Consider the following 25667-nt stretch of genomic DNA (forward strand, 5'->3'; position numbering starts at 1 on the left):
GCCTCTTTCAATGCGCGATGCCCGCGCCGGCGGCCTCATCGATCATGTGACCGCTGCGGAAGCGGGCCAGATCGAAGGGACGGCTGATCTCATGATGGGAACCGGTGGCAAGCATATGGGCAAAAAGCGTGCCGCCTGCCGGGATGGCCTTGAAGCCGCCGGTGCCCCAACCGCCATTGACGAAAAGTCCCGGCACCGGGCTTTCGCTGAAAATGGGAGAGCTGTCTGGCGTCACATCCACCGTGCCGCCCCATTGGCGCAAAAGCCGCAGCTGGCGGAAGATTGGGAACATCTCCAGCAGGCCCGAAAGCACGGTTTCCAGCTGCGGAAGGTTGCCGCGCTGCCCGTAAGACGGCACCCGGTCCAAACCGCCGCCAATCACCATCTCGCCCTTGTCGGACTGGCTGACATAGGTGCCGGTCATCGGCGACAGCAGCACCGTGTCAAAGATCGGCTTCACCGGCTCGGAGACGCAGGCCTGCAAAGTGTATGAGGTGATCGGCAGCCGGAACCCGGCCTTGGCCGCCAAAGCGCCCGAGCTGCCCGCGACCGCCATCCCCACCCGATCGGCGCGGATCTCGCCTTTCGAGGTTTGCACCCCGACGCAGCGCCCGCCCTCGATCAGGAACTCTTGCACATCGCATTGCTGGATGATGTCGACGCCCAGACGGTCGGCGGCACGGGCATAGCCCCAAGCCACCGCATCATGCCGCGCCACACCGGCACGCGGCTGGAAGATCGCGCCGTAAACCGGATAGCGGGCATCCGGCGCGAAGTTGAAGATCGGCACGCGGCGCTGCACCTCGCCGCGGTCGAAGAGCTCCACCTCGATGCCATTGACCTGCATGGCATTGACCTGCCGCGCCGCCATCTCCATCTCGCCGGGGCTAGAGATGACCTGCATCATGCCGCGCTGCGACAGCATGATGTTGTAGTTCAGCTCCTTGGCCAACCCCTCGTAAAGCTTGAGCGAGAGGTCATAAAGCGCAGTGCTTTCCGGGTAGTAATAGTTCGACCGGATCGCCGTGGTGTTGCGGCCGGTGTTGCCGCCGCCCAACCAGCCGCGCTCAATCACCGCGACATTCCGCAGGCCATGCGTCTTGGCAAGGTAATAGGCCGTGGCCAAGCCCTGCCCGCCGCCGCCGATGATGACAACGTCATAACGCTTCTTAGGCTCGGGGCTGCGCCAAGCGGGACGCCAGCCTTGTTGGCCGTTAAGCCCCTCTTTGAGCAGCGAGATGGCCGAGTAATGCCGGGTCATATCCGCTCCTTAGCCCCGCATCGCCTTGCCCTCGGGATCGTAGGGCGAGGTTGGGATCACGGTGACGCGGCATTCTTCGCCGACGATATGGGTGGAAAGCACGGTGCCAACCTCAGCGCAGCTGCGGTCGATCATGGCGATCGCAAGGCTTTTGCCGATGGTATGGCCATAGCCACCCGAGGTGACATAGCCCACGCGCTTGTCGCCCTGCCAGATCGGCTCATAGCCGCTGGCATCGGCGTCACGCGCCTCAACCTCCAAGGTCACCAGCACCTGTTTGGATAGCTTGCCATCCTTCTCGGCGCGGGCAGCGGCCTCACCGATAAAGCCCGATTTGTTCCAATCGATGAAGCGATCGAGGCCCGTTTGGCCCGCCGTATAGCCTTGGGTGAACTCGCGGCTCCAGATGCCGAAGCTTTTCTCCAGCCGCAAAGCATTGCCCGAGGCAAAGCCGAACTCGGTCATGCCAAACTCGGCCCCGGCTTCCAACAGGATGCGGCGCAAGGTGGCATGTTCCAGTGCCGAGCAGTTGATCTCATAGCCCAACTCGCCGGTGATCGACATCCGCGCCACGCGGGCGCTGATCAGGCCCACATCCATCGCGGTGCAGCCCAAAAGCGGCAAAGCGCCCACATCCTGATGCGTCAGCTTTTGCAAGATCTCGCGCGATTTCGGGCCGGAGAGGCCAAAACCCGTCACCTGATCCGAGATGTCGCGCAACGAGACACCCTCGGCCATGTGATCGCCGAACCAGCGCATATGCCATTCGCGCAGGTAGTAAGACCCCATGATCCACCAAGAGCCATCGCCCCAGTTCATCACGGTGAGATCGCCCTTCAAGCGGCCATCTTCGCCCAGCATCGGCGCAAGCCGCGCGCGGCCCGGTTTCGGCAGGCGGCTGGCGAAGATCTTATCAAGCCAAGCCTCAGCCCCCTCGCCCGTCACCTCATAGCGCGAGTAGCCGGTGATATCGAGCAGACCCGCGCTGTCGCGCACCTTACGAGCCTCGGCCCCGATGATGTCGAAGGCGTTCGAGCGCCGCAGGCTGGGCTTCTCCGCGAAGTCCTTGGGCGCGAAATACATCGGCATCTCAAGGCCCCAGTTGGCGCCCCAAACCGCGCCAGCCGCCGACATGCCCTCATAAGCGCCCGGCACTTTCAGCTGCCGCCCGGCGGGCAGTTGCTCGTTCGGGTAGGTCATGATGAAGCGGCGCGAGTAGAATTGGCCGGTGGTCTGGCGGATATATTCGCGGTTCTCGGCAAACTTGCCGTAGCGCGCGATATCCATGCCGAAGATATCGGCCTCGGCCTCGCCATGGACCATCCATTCGGCCAAGCTCTTGCCGACGCCGCCGCCTTGCAAGAAGCCCGCCATCACGCCGCAAGCGACCCAATAGTTCCGCATGCCACGGATCGGCCCCACCAAGGGGTTGCCATCGGGCGAGAAGGTGAAGGCGCCGTTGACCCAACGCCGAATGCCAGCGTTTTCCAGCACCGGATAGCGGTGGAAGGCCAAGGCCAGCTCATCCGAGATCCGGTCGGTATCCTCTTGGATCAGCTCCATGCCGTAATCCCACGGCGCGCCGTCCATCTGCCAATGCTTGTGGTTGATCTCATAGATCCCCAAAAGCATGCCCTGCTGCTCTTGGCGCATGTAAGAAAAGCCATCAAGGTCCACGACCGTCGGCATTTCTTTCGGCAATTCAGCGATCTCGGGGATCGCTTCGGTCACCAGATAATGGTGCTCCATCGGAGTGACGGGCAGCTCAACCCCAACCATCCGGCCGAGTTGCTTGGCCCAAAGACCGCCCGCGTTGACCACATGCTCGGCCAAAATCACGCCCTTTTCGGTCTCAACCTGCCATTCCAGCGAGGGCAGTTGCTTGAGCGAGATCACCCGGTTGTGCTCGATGATATCGGCGCCACGGTTCTTGGCGGCGCGGGCATAAGCATGCACCACGCCCGAAGGATCAACATAGCCCTCACGCTCCGAGGTCATACCGCCCAGAAGGTCCGAGGTGTTGATCAGCGGGCACATCGCCTTGATCTCATCGGGGGTCACCAGCTGGCTGTCATCGATGCCCATCGACTGCATGATGCGGTAGGTGCTGCGCAGCGAGTCCCAGCGGTCGGGGTCGCGCGCCATCAAGATGCCGCCCGTGAGATGCAACCCGATATTGATGCCGGATTCCTTTTCGATCTCGGGCAGAAGATCGATCGTATAGGCTTGCAGCGCCGAGATATTGGGGTCGGCGTTCAGGGTGTGAATGCCGCCCGCCGCGTGCCAGCTGGAACCCGCCGTCAACACGCTGCGCTCAACGATCGCAACATCGGTCCAGCCAAGTTTGGTCAAGTGATAGGCAATCGAAGCCCCAACAACACCACCACCAATGATGACAACGCGGTACTTGGCTTTCATCTCAATTCCTCTGGCTCATCTCAGAACGCTCGCCTCCCTAGCATGGTGTACACAAATGTACAGGAATTTTTAGCGAGCAAGTTGCTATGGTGCCGAAAGGGCCAGCGCATAGGCTGGCCCCTCCGGGCTGGTTTCAGATCAGTTTGTGGCTTCGTTGGCGTGCAGACGCGCTTCCAGCCAGCCACGCTCCATCAGCGGGGTCGCGGCCAAAAGGCGCTGGGTGTAATCCTCTTGCGGTGCGGCGAAGAGATCGGCGGCGGGACGGGCCTCGACGATCCGCCCTTCCTTCATCACCACAACCTCATGCGCAAAGCGCTGCGTCAGCAACAGGTTGTGGGTGATGAAAAGGATGCTCAGCGGCCGCTGGCCCATCAGGCGCAGCAAAAGCTGGATGATGCTTTCTTCGACCAAGGGGTCGAGCGCCGAAGTAACCTCGTCACAGATCAGCACATCCGGCTCGGCTGCCAAGGCGCGGGCGATACAGATCCGCTGCTTCTGGCCGCCCGAGAGCGAGCCCGGCACCCGGTCAAGAAAGCTCTCCGGCAGCTCAACATCGCGCATCAGCTGCTGCAACGCCGCCTCAAGTGCCGCCCCGCGCAAGCCGCCAAACTTGGTCAGGGGGCGTCCAACAATGTCGCGCACGGTTTGGCGCGGGTTCAGCGCCAGATCGGGCAGTTGGTGAATATACTGGAGCCGCCGCCGCGCCTCGGGGCTGCGATCCTCGATCCGGCCCGGCAGCGCCTTGCCCTTCAGAAGCATCTGCCCGGCATGCAGATCCACCAATCCGGCAATGGTGCGCGCCAGCGTGGTCTTGCCGCTGCCAGATTCGCCCACCAAAGCGGTGATCTTGCCCGCCGCCAGATCCAATGAGATCCCCGAAATGGTCGAGACGCCGCTATAGCCCGCCGCCAGACCCTGCACCGTTACAGTGGCTTGCGCCTCACCCGCCACCTGTGCCGCGCTGGTGGTGGTCTTATTGGCCACCAGATCGCGGGTATAGGCCTCTTGCGGGTTCTCAATCAAAGCCCGCGTCTCGCCGGTCTCAACGATCTTGCCGTGACGCAAAACCATCACCCGATCGGCCAGCTGCGACACCACCGCCAAATCATGCGAGATATAGATCGCACCGCAATTGCGGTCCGACACGATCTTGCGGATCAGCCGGATCACCTCAAGCTGGGTGGTCACATCCAAAGCCGTGGTCGGCTCGTCAAAGATGATCAGATCGGGCTCATTGATCAGCGCCATCGCGATCATCGCCCGCTGCAACTGCCCGCCCGAGACTTGATGCGGGTAGCGTTTGCCGAAATTCTCGGGGTCCGGCAGCTGCAATTCAGCGAAAAGCTTGGCCGCCATGCGGTGCCGCTCGGCCTTGGGCGTGCCCAACTCCAGTGCGGCCAGTTCGGTGATCTGATCGCTGAGCCGATAGAATGGGTTAAAGGCCGCCGCCGCACTTTGCGCGACATAAGAGACTTTGCGCCGCCGCACCCGCTCCAACTCGGGCTGCGGCAGAGCGAAAAGGTCATTGCCGGCAAGGGTGACGCTGCCCGCCTTGCGCTGGCAACCGCTGCGCAACAGCCCCACCACCGCCATCGCCAGCGTGCTTTTCCCGGCCCCGGATTCCCCGATGATGCCGAAAATCTCGCCCCGCTGCACCTGCAACGAGATGTCCTCAAGGATCGTGGTCGTCTTGGCCGCGATCTTCAGGCCGTCAATGCGCAGAACAGGCTCTGTCATCATCCTAACTCCCCCCGCACTGAATATTTGTGGATGAACCAATCGACGATGCCGTTGACCGAAAGCGTGATCAGCGCGATGCAAACCGCTGGCGCCAAAGGAGAAAGCTGCCCGACCGAGATCGCCAAAGCGTTCTCGCGCACCAAGCCGCCAAGGTCAGCATCCGGCGGCTGCACGCCAACGCCAAGGAAGCTCAGCCCGCTGATGAACAGCACGGCATAGGCGATGCGAATGCCAAATTCGGCAATCAGCGTCGGGGCGGCATTGGGCAGGATCTCACGGAACAGATACCAGCCGATCCCCTCGCCGCGCAGCCGCGCCACCTCGACATAATCCATCGCCACGATATCGCCCGCGACGGGGCGGATGACGCGGTAAAAGAGGGTCGCCTCCAGCACCGCCATGGTCAGGATCAGCACCGGCAAGGACACCCCCGCCACCGCCAGCACCACCAGCGCAAAGATGATCTGCGGCACCGACATCACCGCATCGACCAAGCGGCCAAGAAGAAGGTCGGTCCAACCTTTGCGGAAGGCTGCAAGGAAGGCCAAAGTCACCCCAACGCCCGCCGCGAGGATCGAGACCGAAAGCGCGATGCCAAGCGTGTAGCGCAGCCCGAAAAGGATGCGCGACAGCATATCGCGGCCAAGCGAGTCCGCGCCCAAAAGCGCCTTTTTATCCGGCGCAGCATAGGCCATATGCACCGGCTCACTGGGGGAATAGGGCGCCAAAAGCGGAGCGAAGATCGCCGCTAGCACCAAAAGCGCAAAGCAGATCACCGCGGCGATAAAGCCAAAGTTGCGCATCAGACTGCCCCCCGCGCGGGAACGCGCTGGCGTGGGTTCGCCAGCATCGCCAGGAAATCAGCCAGGAAGTTCATCGCCACGAAGATCAGCGCGAAGAACAGACCGCAGGCCTGCACGACGGTAAGGTCTCGATACGCGACCGAATCCACCATCAGCTTACCAAGGCCCGGATAGCTAAAGACAATCTCGACCACGACCACATCGACGATCAGATAGGCCACCGTCAAAATGCTGATCGAGAGGATCGGCGACAGCGCGTTTGGCAGCGCATGCAGCAAGATGATCCGCCGCCGCGAAATCCCCTTCACCTCGGCCATCAAGATGTAATCGGTGGACAAAACCGACAGGATCGCCGTCCGCGTTAGCTTCATCGTATGGGCTTGCCCGATGATCACCAAGGCCAGAACCGGCAGCGCCAGCACCTTCACCCAAGGGCCGACCCCGCCCATCAAAGGCGCCACCGACATCGACGGGAACCAGCCCATCCGCACCGAAAGCGCATAGATCAGGATATAGCCGACCAGAAACGCCGGCATGGCCAGAAACAGCATCGAGGTGAACCCCAGCGCGCGATCAAACCAGCTGTCCTTCCAGATCGCCGCCGCAATCCCGCCGCCAATCGCCACCGGCAGCAGGAAAAGCGATGCGACCAAGGCCAAAAGCATCGAGTTTTGCAATCGTGGCAGCAGCACCTCAGACACCGGGCGGCCACTGGCCAGCGACACGCCCAGATCGCCGTGCAGCACATCCCAGAACCAGCCGAAATAGCGCAGGTAAAGCGGATCATCGAGACGCAGATCCTGCCGCAACGCCTCAAGCGCTGCTGGCGTGGCGTTCTGACCCAGCAGCGCGCTGGCAGTATCGCCCGGCAACATTGCCGTGCCGATAAAGATCAAAGCTGTGACAAGGATCAATGAGACAAGGCCCGACAGCGATCGTGAAATCACGAAATCTCGGATCGGCCGTGACGGGGGGCGTTTGGCGGTGCTCATGGCGCAGGGATACCGTGACGGGAAGGGAAGGCCCCTTGGATCAGGGGCGCTGAAATCAGCACCGGCCGAAGATTTCGCTCTTCGGCCGGTGCGTTAGACTGCCATCAAAGGCCTTAGGCGAACCAAACCTGCTCGGCCGCACGGTAGTTGGCCAAGGGCTGGGTGCCGGTCACATAGCCCTGCACCTCGACGCTCAGCCCTTCGACCACATCGCCAAAGACCGGGACGATCACGCCGCCATCCGAAGACAGAATCCGCTGCGCCTCGGTGTAATATGCGCGGCGCTTGGCCTCATCCGGCTCGGCCCGCGCGGCGGTCACCGCAGCGTCAAAGTCCGCGTTCGACCAATGCGTGTCATTGCCCGGCGAGCCCGAAGTGTAAGCCGTGGTCAGGATCATATCCGCCGTCGGACGCGCGCCCCACAGCGTGGAATGGAAGGCCGTCTGCCCCCAGACATTGCTCCAATAGCCATCGGCAGGCTCGCGCACGACATCGATGGTGATGCCCGCCTTGGCCGCATGTTCACGGAAAAGCGCCGCCATATCGACCGCCGCCGCGCTGGCCGCTTCCGAGGTTTGCAGCGTCAAAGTGCCAGTGAAGCCCGACTTCTTGAAATATTCCGCCGCCTTTTCAGGATCATAGCTGTTTTGCGGGATATCCGCGGCGAACAGCGGATCATTCGGCGGGATCGGCGTGTCGTTGCCAATCCGGCCCAGACCACCATAGACCCGCGCCAAGATATCCTCGCGGTCGATTGCCAGCTTCAGCGCCATCCGCAGATCGGCATTGTCGAAGGGCGCGCTATCGGCGCGCAGGTTGAAGCCAGCAAATTGCGAGGTTTGGTACGAATGCACCTGCTTGCCCGGCAATTGGCCCAAGAGGGCCGCAGTGCGGCTTTCCAACATGCTGGCAATGTGCAACTGCCCGCTTTGGAAGGCGCTGGCCCGCGCCGCCGGATCATTGGCGGCAAGGATCACAACCTGATCGACCCAAGCGGCATCGGTCTTGAAGTAACCTTCGTGGCGCACCGCCTCAATCATCTCGCCGGGCGAGAAACGGGTGATCTTATAGGGGCCGGAGCCGATACCATCGAAGGTCGTGGTGCCTTCGGGGATGATGCAAAGCGGGTAGTTGCTCAGCATCGCCGGGAAGAAATAGTTGGCCTCTTTCAGATCAAAGACCACACGGGTCGGGCTTTCCGCCTTAGCCTCGGCCACGGATGCCGCAATCGCGCGCGAGTTCGACCGCGAATCTTCCGCATCATGGAACATGATCGAATAGATCACATCGGCCGAGGTGACCGGACGGCCGTCGTGGAAGGTGGCGCCTTCGACGAGATCAAAGGTCCAGCGTTTGCCGCCCTCGCTCTCTTCCCAAGATTTGGCCAGTCCGGGACGCAGCTCATTCGAGGGACCATAGATCTCAACCAAAGTGTTGAAGATCGTGCCCGAGACAACGCCCCAATAGGGCGAGTTGAAGCTGCGCGGATCAAGGCTGTCGCCTGTTGAGGCCCCTTCAATACCGATCGCCAGCGTGCCCCCACGCTTAGGGCCCGACTGTGCGAAGGCCGCCATCGGAGCGGCGGCCATCAATGCCGTAACCCCTGCGCTTTGCAAGAAGCCACGCCGAGACAAACCACAAACCTTGTTCATAAAGCACCTCCCTGTGCCCGCCGGACCGAGGTCCAAGCCTAGTGGTGTACATCAATGCACACATAGCCATATCTGTATAGAATGTTTCTTGGGGCGCCCGAAGGAAAGATCACCTAAGCCCGGAATGCCCATAGTTGTCGCGCCTGTCTCCAGGCGCACTGGCAGGCCGGCCCCTCACACCGATCCGCCAAAACCCGCCCTTGGTGCAGCCTTAATCTTCAGGCTTTGCACCGCCAGCAGCCGAGCGCTGCTCAATGAAATCTGCGATACGATCTGCAACGCCTTCGCTGGATGCGGGCGGCACGAAATCAGCCAACTTTTGCTTCCAAATCGCAGTGGCGCGTTCATCTGCGCGCAGCGCTCCAGCCTCGGTCCAACTGCCATGGTTCGACAGATCTGCCACCAAAGGCTGATAGAACGCCGTCTGATAGCGCTCCATCGTATGGGCGGTTGAGAAGAAATGCCCGCCCGGCTGGACTTCTTTGATCGCGTCAAAGCCAAGCGCCGCCTCATCGGCCGGATCTTTGCGCACAAGTTCCGCCACGGTTTGCAGCGCCTCGATATCGAGGATGAACTTCTCATAGCCCAGCGTCAGCCCGCCTTCGAGCCAACCGGCCGAATGCACGGTAACCGTCGCGCCGCCCAAGACCGCGCCCCAAAGCGCCATCACAGTTTCCGTCGCCGCTTGCGCATCCGCGGTGTTCGACGCAGCCCCCGTGGCCGAGCGCCAAGGCAGCCCAATATAGCGCGCCAATTGTCCCGAGCCGATACAGGCGCGGATGTGCTCAGGCGTACCAAAGGCCGGCGAGCCCGACTTCATATCCACGTTCGACAAAAAGCCGCCGTAGCTGACCGGCGCCCCGGCTTTCGCCAATTGTGCCAAAGTGATCCCGGCCAATGCCTCGGCATGTTGCAGCATCAAAGCGCCAGAAACGGTGATGGGCGCCATGGCCCCTGCCAGACAAAACGGCGTAATAATCGACATTTGGCCGTGTCGCGCGAAGTCGATGATGCCGCGCGACATCGGCAGGTCCAACTGCCGCGGCGAGTTTGAGTTGATCACCGTGGTCGCCCAAACGCCATCCGCGAACGCGGCCTCATCCAAGCCCCGCGCCAAGCGGATCAGCTCAAAGCTTTCCTCGACCTGCTGACGCCCGCGCGCATAAGCGAAAAGCGGCTTGTCGCAATTCTCAAGCTGCCCGCGCATCATCTCATAATGTCGCAGATGGATTGCCACATCCTGCGGCTCGACCGAGGGGCCATGCATGTGGATGACATCAAAGCTCTGCTGCAGCCGCAAGGTCTCGAGGTAGCTCTTCAGATCCCCCGGCCGACGGCCGCGCTCTTTGTCAAAGGCATTGGGGCAACCAGCCCCCGCCATGAAAAGCATCGAGCCAAGGGTGTAGTCCTGCTCACGCTCAGGGTTTGCGGCGCGCAGCCGGATCGAGCGAGGCGCCGTGGCCAAGGCCGCGCTGACCATCTCGCGGCCAATCCGGACCATTTGGCTGGTCTCGTCGACCAAAGCCCCCCCGGCCCGATAAAGCGCGCGCGCCTCATCGAGCAGCACTCGGATGCCCAGCTCTTCTAAGACCCGCAAGGCCCCCTCATGGATGGCCGCTATCTCATCCGCGGAATAGGCCTCTTGCGGCACGAAAGGATTGCGCAGATGGATATAGGGCGTTGCAACCGGGCCGGCCTCTCCCGTCTTGCGCCGAGACCGCGAACGTCCTTGCCGTTCACTCTGCCGCTGTTCCATGCCAACCTCCCTCTGCTTGTTTCCCAACCATACAGTGTAGACATTTGTGTCCACAGGATTGTTAGGATATAACGCCAGCATATCTATGTGACAAGCTTGTTAACGCGTGCAATGCCCCGCTATTGTTTCCCTTGCCCGGAAGGAGAGATCGGTCGTGAGCAGCTCAATCGAAGGACAGGCCCAAGATCCCCTACATCAGGGGCGGTCGACCCATGAAGACTGGCTGAACCTGGCGCTGCGGACTTTGATCAAGGATGGCATCGACCGGGTGAAGATCCAGATCATGGCCAAGCAGCTCAACGTATCTCGTTCAAGCTTCTACTGGTATTTCAAAAGCCCGCAGGACCTCTACAACCAGATGCTTGAGCATTGGTTGACCAAGAACACCGGCCCGATCATCCAGCGCGCCCTCCGCCCCAGCGGCTCGATCACCGAAGCCATCCTTAACGTCTTTGAATGCTGGGTCGATGAGGAGCTCTTTGACCCCCATCTGGACGTGGCTGTCCGTCTCTGGGCCAGGCGCGCTGAACCCGTCTTGAAGGTCGTCGAAGGCGCCGATCAGCAAAGGCTTGAAGCGATCAAGGGCATGTTCCTCCGTCATAACTTCTCGGAAGAAGACGCATTGGTGCGCGCACGCGTGCTCTATTTCACGCAGATCGGCCAATACACGCTCGACGTCCGAGAAGATCTCACGCTGCGCCTGTCCCGCACCCGCGCCTATCTGCGCGCATTTGGGGCAGAGAACCCCAACGAGGATGAGGTCACCAGGTTTGAATCCTTGGTGAAGTCCGCGATGAAGACAGGAAACAGCTAACAGCTGGGAAGGCAAAGGAAAGGCCCGCGACGGTTTCTTCACGGTGAGGATTGGGGCCAAGCCGGATCGGCGGCGCGTGCGCGTAGAGCCAGTTCAACGCGTTGGCTTAGCTCGGCCTCACTCATTAAGCCTTCTCAGAACGCCATTATGCGTCTTATTTGAGTGTGCTTTGCTCTGTCTGTGTTTTTTGGTTGCGGGGACGGGAAGCAGCTTATTCCTTCGCCGGTTATCTCACTGATTTCGCTAGGGCGAAGGACTGCGGCGGGTCCTCCCCCGCAACCATCCTTCGCCAATTCTAATGGGCGGGTCGCCCACCTTGTCTTAAGCGCAAGATCGCGCTTTCGGTCCATCCCAACCACGTCTGCTCTGGCAGCCTGAACGTGCAATCATTTGCAACAAAGTCGTCGTAGATCGGGCGAGCAGTAATCCCTGCCAGTTGAGCTCATGCGCGCGTGCCATACAAAACTAATCTGGCGTTTTCCGATGTGGCTACAAATGTTTCATTTCGGCCCAAAGCCGCCAACTGATCGGTCCCAAACCGGTGTCTGCTTCTGTGCCCCATCCCGGCCATTCGCCGAGCCGATCGCTGAGCCCGAAAGTCGTCATTCGAGGGAGTGATTGGCGCTCACAACTGGGTGGGAAACGGAATGGCTGCTTTGGGATGACGAGGTGGCTATAGCGGACGTGGGTTCATCTGGAGTATGAGGACAGCTATGCGTTCGAAACCGACGTCGCAATCGGCAACGGTCGTTCTCTACAGGGCCGGCGACAGCAGCTACCACATCCTTGGATCTGCTTGACGACACACAGTGCCGCGGTCGATCAGCCCCCGGTACTGGTGGAGGTTAGTCACCCGCATGACGGACCGACTAGGTGACAGCCTCCATCACCTCGGCTAGCGTGACCACCTGCAACCCGAGAGAGTCGGCGTAGTTACGCCACTGGCGCTGCTTTGCCGCATCATCGACGAACGCGCGGGACAATCCTTCTGGCCGAACGGTAGGGATTGCCGTCCTCCTGCGTTCGAACGTCGCTGCGATGGCAGCGTCCAGATCGGGAGGTCAAATGAGGAGCGCTCTCGGAATGGCCCAGAGGTCGTGAAAATCCTTCATGCGCCCGTTGATCATGCCAAGCGCGACCATGGCTTGGAGCTTCTCGGCGATGACGGCTGCGGGCGGATAAGCTTGGATGCTGGGCTCCTCCATGCCGAGGAGCGAGGGATAGTTCATCGGCTCCAGCTTCGGGGCGACCGCATCACCGAACGCGATGTCGACGGTCAGCGGAATGCGCGTCCTTTCAAGATATGCGGTGGTTCGAAGGCGAACACCCTCGTAGTCCATGCCCTATCTGATCTGATCCGCGCGCAAAGCGACGACGCCAAATTCGATCGCATCGTCGGCGGAGCTTCGCCATGATCTCGGCAAAGTTGGCTATGCCGGCCATCATCGGCGATCTGGTCGCCGGATCAACTACGTCCGCCATGGACTATGCACTGTCATTTCCGACGGCAAACGCTAATCATGATGTTACTTGTCCCGGGGCCAGAGAGCGTACGATTCTTGTCTACATATTCCGTCGTCGACATCTTTGCAGGCCCGGGGGGGCTGGCTGAAGGATTTTCCAGCGTTTCCGCGAGCGACGGCGAACGCGTCTTCCGCATTGCCCTCTCGATCGAGAAAGAACCGTCTGCTCAGGCCACCCTGCGGCTGCGAAGCTTTCTACGGCAGTTCGGCGACGGATATCCCGATGCCTATTACGCCTACCTGAACGAGGGGGGCGAGGAACCCGACTGGTCCGTCAGCCACCCCGCCGAATGGGCGGCGGCGGTCGAGGAGGCTTGGCAGCTCGAACTTGGCAAGGAAGATCCCGAGCTGCGCCTCAACGCCAGACTGGACGCGATCCGCAAGAAGAGCGAGGGCAGCACGATCCTGATCGGCGGACCTCCCTGTCAGGCCTATTCGCTGGTAGGCCGCTCCCGAAATCGGGGCAAGAAGGACTATGTGCCCAGCGAGGACGAGAAGCACTTCCTCTATCGGGAATACATCCGGATCCTCGACCGCCTGCAGCCCGCGGCTTTTGTCATGGAGAACGTCAAGGGCATGCTGTCCTCGTCGGTCGACGGACATAATCGCATCTTCGATCAGGTGCTGCGCGATCTGAGCGGCGAACGCCCCGGGGCGACGCGCTATCGGCTGATAGCGCTTGACCCGCGCTCACGGCGTCAGCTCGATCTGACGCCATTCGAGCCCCGCGCCTCCGACTTCATCGTGCGAGCGGAGGATTTCGGTGTTCCGCAGGCCCGCCACCGCGTTATCGTCGTCGGTCTGCGCGACGACCTCGCTAAAGGCATACCGGACTCATCGCTTGCCGATCTCTTGGTCCGGCATACGCTCAAGACTACGGTCGGCCATGTCCTCGACGGCGTCCCCCGCCTGCGCAGCGGCCTCAGTCGCGGCCTCGACAGTAACGAGGAGTGGCTCAGGGTCGTCACCACTGCTATAGATTTCGTGGCAGATATCGAAACCGGTCTTCCGGAAGCCGAACAACTGGCCTTCGAGAAGCGCGCACGCGACTGCCTAGCCAGCCTCAGGCGGATGAACGTCGTTCCGGGGCGCGAGAGCTCGGGCACCGGAATTTCTCCCGACTGCCCTGCCGACCTTCGAAGCTGGCTAGTCGACGATCGGTTGGAGAATCTGCCCAACCATGCGTCGCGCAGCCACATGGCCAGCGACTTGGCGCGCTACTTCTTCGCGGCTGTGTTTGCCGAGGTCGCCGGGCGTTCGCCCAAGGCATCCGACTTCCCCGAGGATCTGGCCCCCGACCACGACAACTGGAATTCGGGCAAGTTCGCGGACCGTTTCCGCGTCCAGCTGTCAGGGGGCCCGTCGACCACCGTCACTAGCCACATCTCGAAGGATGGACATTATTTCATCCATCCCGATCCACTGCAGTGCCGCGCCCTGTCGGTGCGTGAGGCCGCCCGCCTGCAGACCTTTCCGGACAACTATTTCTTCAAGGGCAATCGCACGCAGCAGTACATCCAGGTCGGCAATGCCGTGCCGCCGCTTCTCGCCAAGTGGATCGGCGAGGCGCTCGCCACAATCCTGAGCGCCCGACCGACAGCAGTCCTGACTCAACAGGAACCGAGGCTCAGGCATGTCGGATGACTATGACCTCGCCAGTCCCGGTGCGACCGAGCTGTTCGAATCGCTGCGCGCGTTCGGCTATGATCTTCCGACCGCACTGGCCGACATCATCGACAACAGCATCACGGCCCGTGCGAGGAATGTGTGGGTCGACATGCACTGGGCCGGTCCACATTCGCGCATCATGATTCGCGACGATGGTTGTGGCATGACGGAGGATGCCCTGCGGCAGGCGATGAAGCCGGGCAGCCTTAGTCCGCTGGCCGATCGCCCGAAGGATGATCTCGGTCGCTTCGGGCTCGGCATGAAGACCGCGTCAATATCCCAATGCCGCTGCCTCACCGTGCTCAGCAGAACGGAGCGTTCCGCAGCAGTGCTGCGTCGATGGGATCTCGACTACATCGCCTCGACGGGAACAGGGGAGTGGCGACTGCTCAAGCGTCCCGATCTCCTCTCTCCCGAGGATCATGCCCGTCTGGATTGCCAGAAGAGCGGCACCATACTCTTCTGGGACCGTCTCGACGCGCTTGTCGGCAGCGCCCCCGCTGACGACGAAACCGCGCAGCGGCACTTTCGCGAGCGGGCGGACGCGGTCAAACATCATCTCGCGATGGTGTTCCACCGCTTTCTCAAGGGACGCGGGGCGGTGACGATCCACATGAACGGACGTCCCATCGAGCCTTGGGACCCGTTCTTGGAAGACATCAATTTCACAGAACCGCTCTCTGCCGAAACGCTGAACGCCGAAGGCGAGCGGGCAGAGATCAAGCCCTTTGTCCTGCCTCACCACAGCCGGCTCACGCCGGATCAGCATGCTGCCGCTGCCGGTCCAAATGGGTGGAACGCCCACCAGGGCTTCTACATCTACCGCAACCGCCGCCTGCTCGTAGCCGGCGACTGGCTCGGACTCGGCATGCAGAAGGAGGAGCATTTCAAGCTCGCCCGCATCCGCATCGATCTGGCGAACTCGGCCGACCTGCTGTGGCAGATCGATGTAAAGAAGTCCCGCGCGCGACCACCTGCCGTGCTGAGGAGTGATCTGCAGCGGATCGCCCGGACCACCCGCAATCGGGCGTCCAGCATATATCGCCACCGCGGCAAGATCATCCAGCGTCAGCTTGGAGACCGCGAGGCATTCCTGTGGACACACCTCACGAAGCACGGAAAGTCGTTCTATCGGATCAATCGGGACCATCCGCTTGTGCGCAAGGTGCTGGAGGTTGCCCAGGAGCGCGCACCGATTCGCGCCCTGTTCAGCCTGATCGAGCAGACAGTCCCGGCGCCGCTGATCGTGATCAACAATGCCGAGACGCCGGACGCCTTCGGACAGCCGTTCGATGGCGCTCCCGCCGAGCTTCGCGCCGCAATGAAGGCCGTCTTCAATGCGATGGTCGAGGACGGACGGGACCGGGCGGAGGCAGCCCGCGCGCTGCTGCTAATGGAACCGTTCAGCAGTTGGCCCGAGGTCGTCACGGCGTTTCTGGACGAGGTAGCGCGTGAGGCCGCAAAGTCAGCACGATAGAGAATGAGCAAGGAAGCAGTATGTCGATGGTCACTTCGGAACAGCAGTTGCGCAGCGCCTACGGCGCCGCCAACGCGCTGCTAGAGCTGGAGCCGCGGATCACGCAGGAAGCGCTCGAACAGGCCGTCGACACGATCCTGGACATGCCACCATATGCCAGCGTCGACCGAACACGCCTGCTGCGCGAACTGGAGGCGCGAAACAACACGCTGGTCGGCGGCTATTCCATCATCGACGACAAGGAATTCGTCGCTTGGGTAAAGACCGCCCGCGAGAACCGGACCTTTGAATTCTGGGAACGCTACCGGCACTGGATGGACCGCGGCAAGAAGTGGGCATCCGGCCCGCTGATCCAGCTCGATCGTCTGACCGACGACATTCTGGACAGGCTGCGCAATCCCGAGACCGCCGGCGCCTGGGATCGCCGTGGGCTCGTCGTCGGTGACGTCCAGTCGGGCAAGACGTCCAACTACACAGCACTTATCTGCAAGGCGGTAGATGCCGGCTATCCGCTCGTCATCGTGCTGGCGGGCGTCCACAACAGCCTGCGCAGCCAGACCCAGCTTCGTCTCGACGAAGGCTTTCTCGGCTTCGACACGCGTCTCAGCCTGCTCGCCGACGACCAGGAGAATCAGCGCATCGGTGCTGGAAAGATGCCGAGCGCGCCGTTTCTCGTCGCTCATTCGCTGACAAGCAGCCACGAAGGCGGCGATTTCAAGATCGGCACCGCGGATGGCACGCGGCTGATCCCCGGGGGCCGCGATCCCATCATCCTCGTCGTTAAGAAACGCGTCAGCATCCTCAAGAACCTGATCGCCTGGGTGCAGTCGGTACGCGCCAAGGAGGACCCCGGCACGCCTGGCGGCAAGCTAATCCGCGACGTGCCGGTTCTCGTCATCGACGACGAAGCGGACAATGCCTCGGCAAACACGAACGAATACCGCAGGGACGACGGGTCGATCGACGAGGATGCGAGCCCGACCGAAACCAACCGTCTGATCCGCAAGCTGCTCGTCGGCTTCGAGAAGATCGCTTACGTCGGCTACACGGCCACGCCGTTCGCCAACGTCTTCATGCATCATGAAGCGACGAACAAGGATGTCGGCAAAGACCTCTTTCCCAGCAGCTTCATCATCAATCTTCCAGCGCCGTCGAACTATATCGGACCGGAGAAGGTGTTCGGCGTGAACCGTCCGGGCGCGAACGGCGAGATAAAGGGACTGCCGATCATCCGCCGGATCGCGGACGCAACAGCGATCTTTCCGCCTGGTCACAAGATGGACCTTCTGGTCACGAAGCTCCCCGCCTCGCTGCATGAAGCGATGCTAGCCTTCCTGCTGGTCTGCGCGGCACGACGCGCCCGCGGCGACATCAATGTCGACAATTCGATGCTCATCCACGTCACGCGACTGATCGCGGTGCAGGGGAAGGTGGCGCGGCTGGTCGATGAGTTCCTGGTCGATGTCGTGCGCCAGCTTGAGTTCCCGGGAACCGGCGGCAGTGCGCTCGATGAACTTTACGCGCTCTGGCAGAGCGAATTTGAAGCGAAGTCGGACAAACTTCGATCCCTGCTGGCCGATCATGACCTGCCGCAGGTTTCCTGGGCTGACGTCCGGGAGAACCTGTTCGACGCGGTCAAGCGGATCAGGGTCAAGCAAGTGAACGGATCGGCCAAGGACGCACTTGACTATTCGGATCATCCCGGCGGCCTTTCCGTAATCGCTGTCGGCGGTGACAAGCTGTCACGCGGTCTGACCCTCGAAGGCCTGTCGATCAGCTACTTCATCCGAACGACCAAGATGTATGACACGCTCATGCAGATGGGGCGCTGGTTCGGTTACCGGCCGCGCTACGCCGATCTTTGCAGGCTCTACACGTCGCGCACTCTCGTGCGCTGGTATCGCCACATCGCGACGGCAACCGCCGAGCTGCGCGAGGAATTCGATCTCGCCTTCAACACCGGACAGACACCGCTGGAGTTCGGCCATCGGGTCCGCACACATCCTGATGGCCTGCTGATCACTGCCGCCAACAAGATGCGGTCCGGCACACGGGTCCGCGCCGGCTTTTCCGGCACGATCTCGGAAACGGTGTCATTCGAAACGGCGCAGGCGAAAGGGAACTTCGGCGCCTTCGACGCCTTCCTGGCCGGTCTGCCCGCCAGTTCTGCCAAGGGACGGCACCAGTGGGACGCGGTTCCGGGCGCAGACGTCGTCTCGCTGCTTCGCCAGATCCAGACGTCGAGGGATTCGTGGAAAGCAAACTCGCAGGCGCTTGCCGACTATGTGGCGAATCGCGTCGCGAACGGGCGTCTCGACGAATGGACCGTCGTCCTAGCCGGCCAAGGACGCTCCGGCATCCGATGCCAGCTCGGGGGATACGACATCACCCTCACGGAACGCGAGCACGACGGCGAATCTGGAGACGGCCGCATCAGCATCGGCCGCTTGGTCAGCCCGGCCGACGAGGTCGCCGATCTCGACCGCGCGGCACAGGTGCGCGCCCTCGAACAGACGCTTGAGGCATGGGAGAAGAAGCCCGACCCGAAGAAGGATCGTCCGAAGACTGCCAGTGGCCCGTTCATCCGGCGCCAGCGCAGCCGCGATCGCGGCCTGCTCCTGATCTATCCGATCGACGGCGGCCTTCCGGGCAACCTCCCGCTGATGGGCTTTGCGATCAGCTTCCCCTTCGATGACGACGCGCCGCTCATCGACTATGCAGAGAATAGCGTGAAGCAGCTCGAAAGGCTCTTCGAATGAGCCCCGAGGAGCTGCTGTCGATCTGGACGGAACTAGCCGAGGCGCCCCCGAGTGCGGCCGGGCTGCAGCGCATCCGGCTCGACATCGTCGCGGCCGCCGACATATTCGCCTGCATCTTCTGGCCCAGCAGGCGTCCCGGCCTGCTGATCGAGGGTGAAGGCGCACACCGCCCTGCAGGCGACCGAATTCCCACCTGTCGCGGCGTTCGAATGGTCCACGAGCTCCTACCCGGGACCGAGCCACGAACGCTACTCCGGGTGATGCTGGAAGAGGAGGACCTGTCCGACATATTTGCGGTAATGTCCGCAGACCTTGTCGCCGCCACCGCCGCACAGCCGTCTGCAGCGTTGGCGCTACGGCGATGCATCGATCGTCTCTGCATGTGGCAGGGACTGTTCGAGAAGATCCCTGCCGAAGGGCTGTCCGAGGAGAAGCAGCGCGGGCTGCTCGGCGAGCTTCTTGTCCTCGAAACGCTCTTCCTTCCTCACATGAGCGAGATCGAGGCGGTTGACGCGTGGACCGGCCCTGACCCAGGGCATCAAGATTTCATCCGCGGCGGACTGGCGGTCGAGGTCAAGACCAGCCTGGCGAAGCGCCATGCCCGCATCCAGATCGCGAACGAGAAGCAGCTGGACGAACGTCCGCACGCAGTGCTGCTTCTCGCCTTCCTGCGCCTCGACCAGAGCGCAACGCACGGTGCTTCCCTGCCCGCAGTCGTCGCGCGGGTCCGACAGTGGTTCGGCAGCGCTCCGGGTGCGACGCAGGCGCTCGACGACAGGCTTGCCATGAGCGGCTATCTCGACGTACACGCCCCGCGCTATGTCCGGATCAGATGGCAATGTTCCGAGCGTCGCTACTTCAGAGTCGAAGGCGACTTTCCGAGACTGACCGAGGCTAACCTGCCTGCCGGGGTCGGTGACATACGCTACTCCATCATCGCGGACGATCTGGGCGAGCACGAGATCCTTGAAGACGAGGTGTCGGCAATCGTGGGGGAGACCGATGGCTGAACAGGACGACCTCCAGCAATATGCAGTGAACATCCTCCAAGATGTGATCGCCCGGGCCGATGCTGCGGAGGATGGCGCCCTTCGCGCCGAAAGTTTTGCGGAGCTGATGTTCGAGCATCTCGTCGATGCTGGCGAGATCGACGACGGCATCGGCTGTCCCATCGACGGACGCGGCATCCGATGCTCCGGGTACTTCCTCTCCGAGGACAGTGATCGTCTTGACCTCTTCCTCGTGATCCCCCGGCTCGACGGCACGGTCTCGACGGTGCCGAAGGCGGACGTCGATGCGGCCTTCAGGCGTCTCGGGGCCTTTCTGGATAAGGCGCTGACGGGCCTTTACAAGCAGCGCGAGGAAGCCTTGTCTGGCTATGACATGAGCCGCGCCATCTGGGAGGCGCGTGAAGAACTCAGCCATGTGCGCCTGTTCGTGCTCACCGACGGACTTGCCACGATCGACCAGATCGAGAGCTACATGCGGGGTTCGATCGAGGTGTCCAGCCACCTGTGGGATCTACGTCGCCTGCACCGCGCAGTCTCGTCCGGCTCCAGCCGTGAGCCGATCCATGTCGACTTCGCGCGCCTCGGCGGCAGCCTGCGATGTGTTGTCGCAAGCCCTGCGAAGAGTGGTTATCGCTGCCTGCTCACCATCATGCCGGGCAACTTGCTGGTCGAGATGTACCGGCAGCACGGCCCGAGGCTGCTGGAGCGCAACGTCCGCAGCTTTCTTCAGCTTAAGGGGAAGGTGAACCAAGGCATCCGTAAGACGATCATCAACGAACCGCAGATGTTTCTCGCGTTTAACAACGGTCTGTCCGTCACGGCGTCTGGCCTGAAGATTGAGGACAATGGCGACGGCACCGCCGACCTCGTTGCAGCCGATGACTTCCAGATCGTGAACGGCGGTCAGACAACCGGTTCGATCTTTCGCGCATGGCGCAAGGACAAGGTGGATGCCGCGCGCCTTCAGGTGCCGGTCAAGATCACGGAAATCCTGAGCGACGGGGACATCGAGGAGATCGCCCCCCGCATCTCGCAATCGGCGAACAACCAGAACAAGGTCAACATGGCCGACTTCTCGTCGAACCATCCGTTTCATCGGCGCATGCAGGAGCTTTCGCGATCGATCTGGGCGCCGCCGGCAGGCGGACTTCAGCGGCAGTCGCGCTGGTTCTACGAACGGGCGCGAGGTCAGTATCATGATGCGCTCGCCGAAAATCGCACCGAGGCCGAGCGGCGAAAGTGGGAGCTCATTCATCCGCGCAACCAGCTGATCTCCAAGACCGATCTCGCGAAGTATGAGCACAGCTGGTCCCAGCTGCCTCACATCGTCAGCCGAGGTGGCCAGAAATGCTATCTGGATTTCATGGACGCGCTTGACCAGCGCGGATCGTTCGATCCCCAAGAAAGATATTTTCAGCGCGCCGTCGCGCGTGCGATCCTGTTCAAGCAGTCCGAGCGCATTGTTTCCAGACAGAAGTTTGGAGGCTATCGCGCCAACATCGTCACCTATCTGATCGCATGGCTGTCACATCGTACCGCCAAGCTGGTCGATCTCGATGCCATCTGGGCGGCTCAGGAGCTTCCAGCACCACTTGCCTCCTTCATCGAGGTGTTAAGCGTCCAAGCGCACGCGCACGTGACCACCCCGCCGGGCGGTCAGAACGTGACAGAGTGGTGCAAGAAGGAGGCCTGCTGGGAACGCTTCCGTGACACACCGATCGAGATACCGGCCGATGTCAAGGCGGGGCTGCTTTCCCGCGAGAAGGCCAGAACATCAGGCTCCGCCAGCGTTCTTGAGGAACAGACGAACGCTGGCGAAAGCGAGCTGATCGACCGGGTGACGGAAGTGCCTGCGCAGACTTGGTTCGATATCGCCGCCTGGGCGAAGGACACGCAGACCCTTCAGGCCTGGCAGCGCTCCCTTGCGTTCAGTCTCGGCAAACTGGCCGGATCGGGCAGGAAGCCGTCCCGAAAGCAGGCCCTGCAAGGCGAGAAGATCATCGAGGAAGCGCGCGTACTGGGCTTTCGGGGCTAGAGAGACAGGCGAAACCGACGGATCGAGGTAGAGTGATGGCTCACAGCGAAAAGGTCAGTGCAAACACGCCGTGGACGGTCGACGAGCTTCGTCAGTCCGTCGAGGTGTATGTTCTGCTGCTGCGGCTCCAGCTGAGCGGCGGTGACGGGCGATCGGAGTCTGTGGCGCAGGCACTGCTCAGCGGCCCGCTCGCGCTGCGCAACGAGGCCGCGATCCGCTACCGCATGCGCAACATTTCGGCCGTGGTTCAGGAAATGGACGGCCCTATGCTGAAGGGCTTCTCGCCCGCCGAAAGCGTCGGGAAACTGGTTCGACCGCGCATTCGCGCCATGCTCCTCAACGATCCCGACTTCGCGCGCCTGCTTGCGCCGACACCGAATGCCGGGGACGACGACCGCGGCGATGCGCTCAAGGCCTTGGCAATCCTGCGTCGACAAATCGAGGAGCTGGAAGCCGATCTCGCGTGGCGCAGGCACAATGGTCCGCCCGAACAGGAAGATGTCGGCATCGAGGGGGCCGATCTACAGGACGCCCGGGAAGCCGTCACATCGGTGGAGGCCGAGCTTGCGAAGCTTGAGCCGGACACGGAAGCGATCAAGGCCGGAATATCGCGCATCCTGGGTCTCGCGCTCAAGTTGACGAAATGGATCGGCGAGCGAACGACCAAGTTCGTCGACGCGGTGTTGGTCGCCGTGGCTCCGGTGGTAGTAGCAAAAGTCACCGGGCTGCTGCCAGCGATCATCAATGCGGTGGAGGCGGTGGGCCGCGCCGTCGGGCACTGACCGCTCGCGCAGAACGGCTACAGGTCGTCTCCGCTCGGCACGGCCGAACGTACAGGAGAGTTCCCCATTCCTCGATTCACTTCGAAGACAATTCGGATTGGCATTACGAAATCGCATAAGGCAGCCGTTCAACCAGATGAACGTATGGTAGGTTCTCGGATGCGTCTATGATCGTCTGAACGTCGGGTTGTGGGTCGTTGCGGATTGACCGGCGTACCAAGCGAACGTCTGATTCGCTCGACCTGGCGTCCATAAGCTGCCAGGCCGCAACTCGCCGCTAAACCTGCCGTTCGTCCTAGTCGCAGCGACCGTCCGCTATCCGCCCCAAGCTGTCGTTCGCGTTTCGGGCTACGTGATCTTTCATGCATCTGAAGTTGTAGCGGCGCCTGGTTTTGCGCAGTTGATTGCGCAATGACTGCGACCCGCGGCGGAGCTCCCGCGCAAACAATGCGCCACCAGATCAACTAAATAATTGTTTTTGTTGCGTTATTTTATCAGGATTATGGATATAGCCCTTAGATTTGGCAGGTATCCATGCCCGATATTCCTAGCTCATTTCCTATTATATCAACCACGGTAAGCGAACTGCAAAGCCTGCAGAAGACCACGGTAGGCCAGCTCAGTCTTCGGATTGCCGATCTCATGGAGCTGGACGCTGGCCTTACGCTTGTGTGTTGCGCAGAAGCCGGAGTGCGGCGGCGTAAAGCCTATGCACTTGCGCAGATCGGCCGCGCCGCGCGGCACTGCGGGATCAATGCCGCCGCCATTGATAAGGTCGGCTGGACCAAGATGCAGATCATCGCTCCCCTTTTGCAAAAGAAGGGTTGGGCTCTCCAACTTGCACTCGCCAAAGCCACCTCCGCACATCGCTTGAAGCTCTACGTCCAAAACAAACTGGCGCCAGACAAGCTTCGGGTGATGACGCTCTATTTCGCGAGAGATGATTACCAGCAACTGGCTGTCATGCTGACCAAGTTCGGCGCCACGGCAAAAGGTAAAGCCCTGCTCGATAAGGAAGCGGCGCTGATGGCTCTCGTGAAGGCGGTGAGCGGCAGCTCGGCCGGCTAAGGCCCCTCCCCCATTACGCTCAAATCGAAAGGACCACTCGCATGCTTCGAGCGGCTATCTACGCGCGTTTTTCAACCAACCTTCAATCTGATCGGTCGATCGATGATCAGTTCACTTTGTGTCGCTTCTTCGCTGACCAACGCGGCTACAGCGTTGTGCAAATCTATTCGGACGCGGCAAAATCCGGCGCTTCGATCTTTGATCGCGATGGCCTGCGTCAAATGCTCAAAGACGCAGAGGCCGGAGCCTACGACGTCCTGATCGTGGAAGCCTTCGACCGCCTGTCTCGGGACCAAGCGGACATGCATTCGATCTTCCGCCATCTTACGTTCAACAAGGTTAATGTCCTAAGCGTAAACGATGGCTCAGGCGACACGATCAACGTCACTCTGCGCGGCCTGATGAGCCAGCTCTACCGCGAGGATAATGCGCACAAAGTCCGCCGCGGCCTGACCGGGCGGATCCAAGACGGATTGTCAGCTGGAGGTAGATCCTACGGCTATCGCGCTGATCCGCTGAGGACCGGCGTTCTCGTGATTGATGAGGAACAAGCCGCCGTTGTACGGCGGATCTTCGAGGCATTCAAAGCTGGCAAATCTCCCCGCGCGATTGCGCGGGAGTTGAATGAGGCCGGCGTCCCAGCTCCGAAGAGCAAACACTGGACGGCCTCGACGCTTCTAGGCTCAGCCTCACGTCATAACGGCATTCTCCATAACCCGCTCTATATTGGGGAGCGGATCTGGAACCGTCAGCACTTCTTAAAGCACCCCGCGACGGGACGGCGCGTGTCTCGCCCTAATCCGCCAGAAGACTGGAAGCGAGCGCAGGTTCCTGAACTTAGAATAATCTCGGATGAGCTTTGGGCGCATGCCGCCTCGCACCGCAGGCCTGGCCGTCCGTTCAAGGAAGCCCGGATGATGCGTCGCCCTCAGCACCCCTTATCAGGCCTCATCTATTGCGGCGCCTGCGGCGCACCGATGCATCTGTCGGGCAAAGACCGCTCTGGAAAGGCCCGTCTGCGGTGTTCAGCAATCGACAGTCGCGCCGCCTGCAAATCCCAGAAGACATTCTTTCTGGATGAAGTTCATGCCTTGCTCTTCCCGCGACTGGTCGCGCAACTGGGACAGTCCGAGGAGATGCAACTGACTGCACAGAGCTGGTACGATCAACGTTTGGAAGATGTTGCGGTTGATCTCGCGAGGCGTGAAGAGATCAAGGTCGCACTCCAAAGCGTTGATCAGAAGCACATGAACATCATGGATAAGGCTGCGCTTGGTATCATCCCAGACGATATCCTCCTCCCCTACATTGAGCGGATCAGGACAGAGCGCGACCAGCTGCTAGGAGAACTCGTTAAACTGGCGACAGAGCCAGAGGTACCGGTAATTCAGCATGATGTAACGGCGGATCTGATCACCTTCCTCGCCGCAGGCGTCAGCGAGCTTACCTCAGCCGATAGACGTCTTAGCCTACTCCGCAAAGTCATCAGAGCGATCGTGGTCCACTACGTCGGGACGGTAAGCCGCAAGTTCAAATTGGAGGTGCTGCTAGATTTGGCAGCTCTGACCGATCCCAACGCGACTGCGACAGCCGCTGAACCTTTGAGTAAACATCTCTCTGCAAAGGATGTTATTGAGTTCCGGTTTTCGATATAAATCAGCATCTTAGCTGTCGCAGGTTCAAATCCCCTCAGCGACACCCGATTTGAACCTGCGACGGTTCGCATACGGCAAATCATGTAAGATAATCAAATGGATAAGTCAGATTGATAGGCTATTCCGCGATAGAGCGCCAACTGCAACCAACTACGCTAAGTGCTTGATATTGTTTGTTTTGTGTGTTTTTTTGGTTGCGGGGGCAGGATTTGAACCTGCGACCTTCAGGTTATGAGCCTGACAAGCTACCGGGC

Annotated in this window: 17 protein-coding genes; 9 read left to right on the top strand and 8 right to left on the bottom strand. The window is 61.2% G+C overall.

Annotated elements, in window-relative coordinates; genetic code table 11:
* Positions 1-7: 7 nt before the first annotated feature.
* From Q9295_RS16160 to Q9295_RS16190, 7 genes are all read right to left on the bottom strand, one after another.
* Positions 8-1261 (bottom strand): sarcosine oxidase subunit beta family protein, encoded by a 1254-nt coding sequence (locus Q9295_RS16160; protein WP_306681623.1) that lies wholly within the window; start codon positions 1259-1261, stop codon positions 8-10.
* 9 nt (positions 1262-1270) lie between these two features.
* The gene (locus tag Q9295_RS16165; RefSeq protein WP_306681624.1) at positions 1271-3679 is read right to left on the bottom strand and encodes a GcvT family protein; all 2409 of its coding nucleotides are present in this window, start codon (positions 3677-3679) and stop codon (positions 1271-1273) included.
* Positions 3680-3817: 138 nt separating this feature from the next.
* Positions 3818-5416, bottom strand: coding sequence for an ABC transporter ATP-binding protein (locus Q9295_RS16170; RefSeq protein WP_306681625.1), 1599 nt, complete (start codon positions 5414-5416; stop codon positions 3818-3820).
* Complete coding sequence (locus tag Q9295_RS16175) at positions 5416-6222, bottom strand: ABC transporter permease (RefSeq protein ID WP_306681626.1); 807 nt, start codon at positions 6220-6222, stop codon at positions 5416-5418. The genes Q9295_RS16170 and Q9295_RS16175 overlap by 1 nt, the downstream gene beginning before the upstream one ends.
* The gene (locus tag Q9295_RS16180; protein ID WP_306681627.1) at positions 6222-7169 is read right to left on the bottom strand and encodes an ABC transporter permease; all 948 of its coding nucleotides are present in this window, start codon (positions 7167-7169) and stop codon (positions 6222-6224) included. The genes Q9295_RS16175 and Q9295_RS16180 overlap by 1 nt, the downstream gene beginning before the upstream one ends.
* A gap of 158 nt (positions 7170-7327) precedes the next feature.
* Positions 7328-8866, bottom strand: coding sequence for an ABC transporter substrate-binding protein (locus tag Q9295_RS16185; protein WP_306681628.1), 1539 nt, complete (start codon positions 8864-8866; stop codon positions 7328-7330).
* Between the two features lie 211 nt (positions 8867-9077).
* On the bottom strand, positions 9078-10622 hold the full coding sequence (locus Q9295_RS16190) for a trimethylamine methyltransferase family protein (protein ID WP_306681629.1): 1545 nt from the start codon (positions 10620-10622) through the stop codon (positions 9078-9080).
* A 154-nt stretch (positions 10623-10776) separates the two neighbouring features.
* Here Q9295_RS16190 and Q9295_RS16195 point away from each other — a divergent pair, with 154 nt between their 5' ends.
* A complete protein-coding gene (locus Q9295_RS16195) occupies positions 10777-11436 on the top strand; it encodes a TetR/AcrR family transcriptional regulator (protein ID WP_306681630.1) in 660 nt (219 codons plus the stop codon).
* Between the two features lie 1061 nt (positions 11437-12497).
* Here Q9295_RS16195 and Q9295_RS16200 read toward each other — a convergent pair.
* Entirely contained in the window at positions 12498-12776 is a 279-nt protein-coding gene (locus Q9295_RS16200) for a nucleotidyl transferase AbiEii/AbiGii toxin family protein (RefSeq protein ID WP_306681631.1), read from the bottom strand.
* A 183-nt stretch (positions 12777-12959) separates the two neighbouring features.
* On the opposite strand from Q9295_RS16200, the gene Q9295_RS16205 reads away from it, so the two are divergent.
* The 8 genes from Q9295_RS16205 to Q9295_RS16240 all read left to right on the top strand — a co-directional run bounded on the left by Q9295_RS16205 (position 12960) and on the right by Q9295_RS16240 (position 25413).
* The gene (locus Q9295_RS16205) at positions 12960-14603 is read left to right on the top strand and encodes a DNA cytosine methyltransferase (protein WP_444860518.1); all 1644 of its coding nucleotides are present in this window, start codon (positions 12960-12962) and stop codon (positions 14601-14603) included.
* Positions 14593-16104, top strand: a complete 1512-nt coding sequence (locus Q9295_RS16210; RefSeq protein ID WP_306681633.1) for an ATP-binding protein — start codon at positions 14593-14595, stop codon at positions 16102-16104. Before Q9295_RS16205 ends, Q9295_RS16210 begins: the two co-directional genes overlap by 11 nt.
* A gap of 20 nt (positions 16105-16124) precedes the next feature.
* Positions 16125-18863 (top strand): Z1 domain-containing protein, encoded by a 2739-nt coding sequence (locus Q9295_RS16215; RefSeq protein WP_306681634.1) that lies wholly within the window; start codon positions 16125-16127, stop codon positions 18861-18863.
* Entirely contained in the window at positions 18860-19873 is a 1014-nt protein-coding gene (locus Q9295_RS16220; protein ID WP_306681635.1) for a PD-(D/E)XK motif protein, read from the top strand. The genes Q9295_RS16215 and Q9295_RS16220 overlap by 4 nt, the downstream gene beginning before the upstream one ends.
* Positions 19866-21908 (top strand): AIPR family protein, encoded by a 2043-nt coding sequence (locus tag Q9295_RS16225; RefSeq protein ID WP_306681636.1) that lies wholly within the window; start codon positions 19866-19868, stop codon positions 21906-21908. Before Q9295_RS16220 ends, Q9295_RS16225 begins: the two co-directional genes overlap by 8 nt.
* 35 nt (positions 21909-21943) lie before the next feature.
* Complete coding sequence (locus Q9295_RS16230) at positions 21944-22690, top strand: hypothetical protein (RefSeq protein WP_306681637.1); 747 nt, start codon at positions 21944-21946, stop codon at positions 22688-22690.
* A 534-nt stretch (positions 22691-23224) separates the two neighbouring features.
* Positions 23225-23758 (top strand): hypothetical protein, encoded by a 534-nt coding sequence (locus Q9295_RS16235; protein ID WP_306681638.1) that lies wholly within the window; start codon positions 23225-23227, stop codon positions 23756-23758.
* A gap of 41 nt (positions 23759-23799) precedes the next feature.
* The gene (locus tag Q9295_RS16240) at positions 23800-25413 is read left to right on the top strand and encodes a recombinase family protein (protein ID WP_306681639.1); all 1614 of its coding nucleotides are present in this window, start codon (positions 23800-23802) and stop codon (positions 25411-25413) included.
* Positions 25414-25667: the final 254 nt, after the last annotated feature.

This window comes from Pseudogemmobacter lacusdianii (assembly GCF_030848395.1).
Taxonomy (GTDB): domain Bacteria; phylum Pseudomonadota; class Alphaproteobacteria; order Rhodobacterales; family Rhodobacteraceae; genus Pseudogemmobacter; species Pseudogemmobacter lacusdianii.

Coding starts and splice junctions, on each gene's coding strand:
- Q9295_RS16225 (WP_306681636.1), top strand. CDS start 19,866: ATGGCTGAACAGGACGACCTCCAGCAATATGCAGTGAACATCCTCCAA.
- Q9295_RS16210 (WP_306681633.1), top strand. CDS start 14,593: ATGTCGGATGACTATGACCTCGCCAGTCCCGGTGCGACCGAGCTGTTC.
- Q9295_RS16175 (WP_306681626.1), bottom strand. CDS start 6,222: ATGCGCAACTTTGGCTTTATCGCCGCGGTGATCTGCTTTGCGCTTTTG.
- Q9295_RS16190 (WP_306681629.1), bottom strand. CDS start 10,622: ATGGAACAGCGGCAGAGTGAACGGCAAGGACGTTCGCGGTCTCGGCGC.
- Q9295_RS16240 (WP_306681639.1), top strand. CDS start 23,800: ATGCTTCGAGCGGCTATCTACGCGCGTTTTTCAACCAACCTTCAATCT.
- Q9295_RS16230 (WP_306681637.1), top strand. CDS start 21,944: ATGGCTCACAGCGAAAAGGTCAGTGCAAACACGCCGTGGACGGTCGAC.
- Q9295_RS16220 (WP_306681635.1), top strand. CDS start 18,860: ATGAGCCCCGAGGAGCTGCTGTCGATCTGGACGGAACTAGCCGAGGCG.
- Q9295_RS16165 (WP_306681624.1), bottom strand. CDS start 3,679: ATGAAAGCCAAGTACCGCGTTGTCATCATTGGTGGTGGTGTTGTTGGG.
- Q9295_RS16215 (WP_306681634.1), top strand. CDS start 16,125: ATGTCGATGGTCACTTCGGAACAGCAGTTGCGCAGCGCCTACGGCGCC.
- Q9295_RS16185 (WP_306681628.1), bottom strand. CDS start 8,866: ATGAACAAGGTTTGTGGTTTGTCTCGGCGTGGCTTCTTGCAAAGCGCA.
- Q9295_RS16170 (WP_306681625.1), bottom strand. CDS start 5,416: ATGACAGAGCCTGTTCTGCGCATTGACGGCCTGAAGATCGCGGCCAAG.
- Q9295_RS16235 (WP_306681638.1), top strand. CDS start 23,225: ATGCCCGATATTCCTAGCTCATTTCCTATTATATCAACCACGGTAAGC.
- Q9295_RS16200 (WP_306681631.1), bottom strand. CDS start 12,776: ATGGACTACGAGGGTGTTCGCCTTCGAACCACCGCATATCTTGAAAGG.
- Q9295_RS16160 (WP_306681623.1), bottom strand. CDS start 1,261: ATGACCCGGCATTACTCGGCCATCTCGCTGCTCAAAGAGGGGCTTAAC.
- Q9295_RS16205 (WP_444860518.1), top strand. CDS start 12,960: ATGTTACTTGTCCCGGGGCCAGAGAGCGTACGATTCTTGTCTACATAT.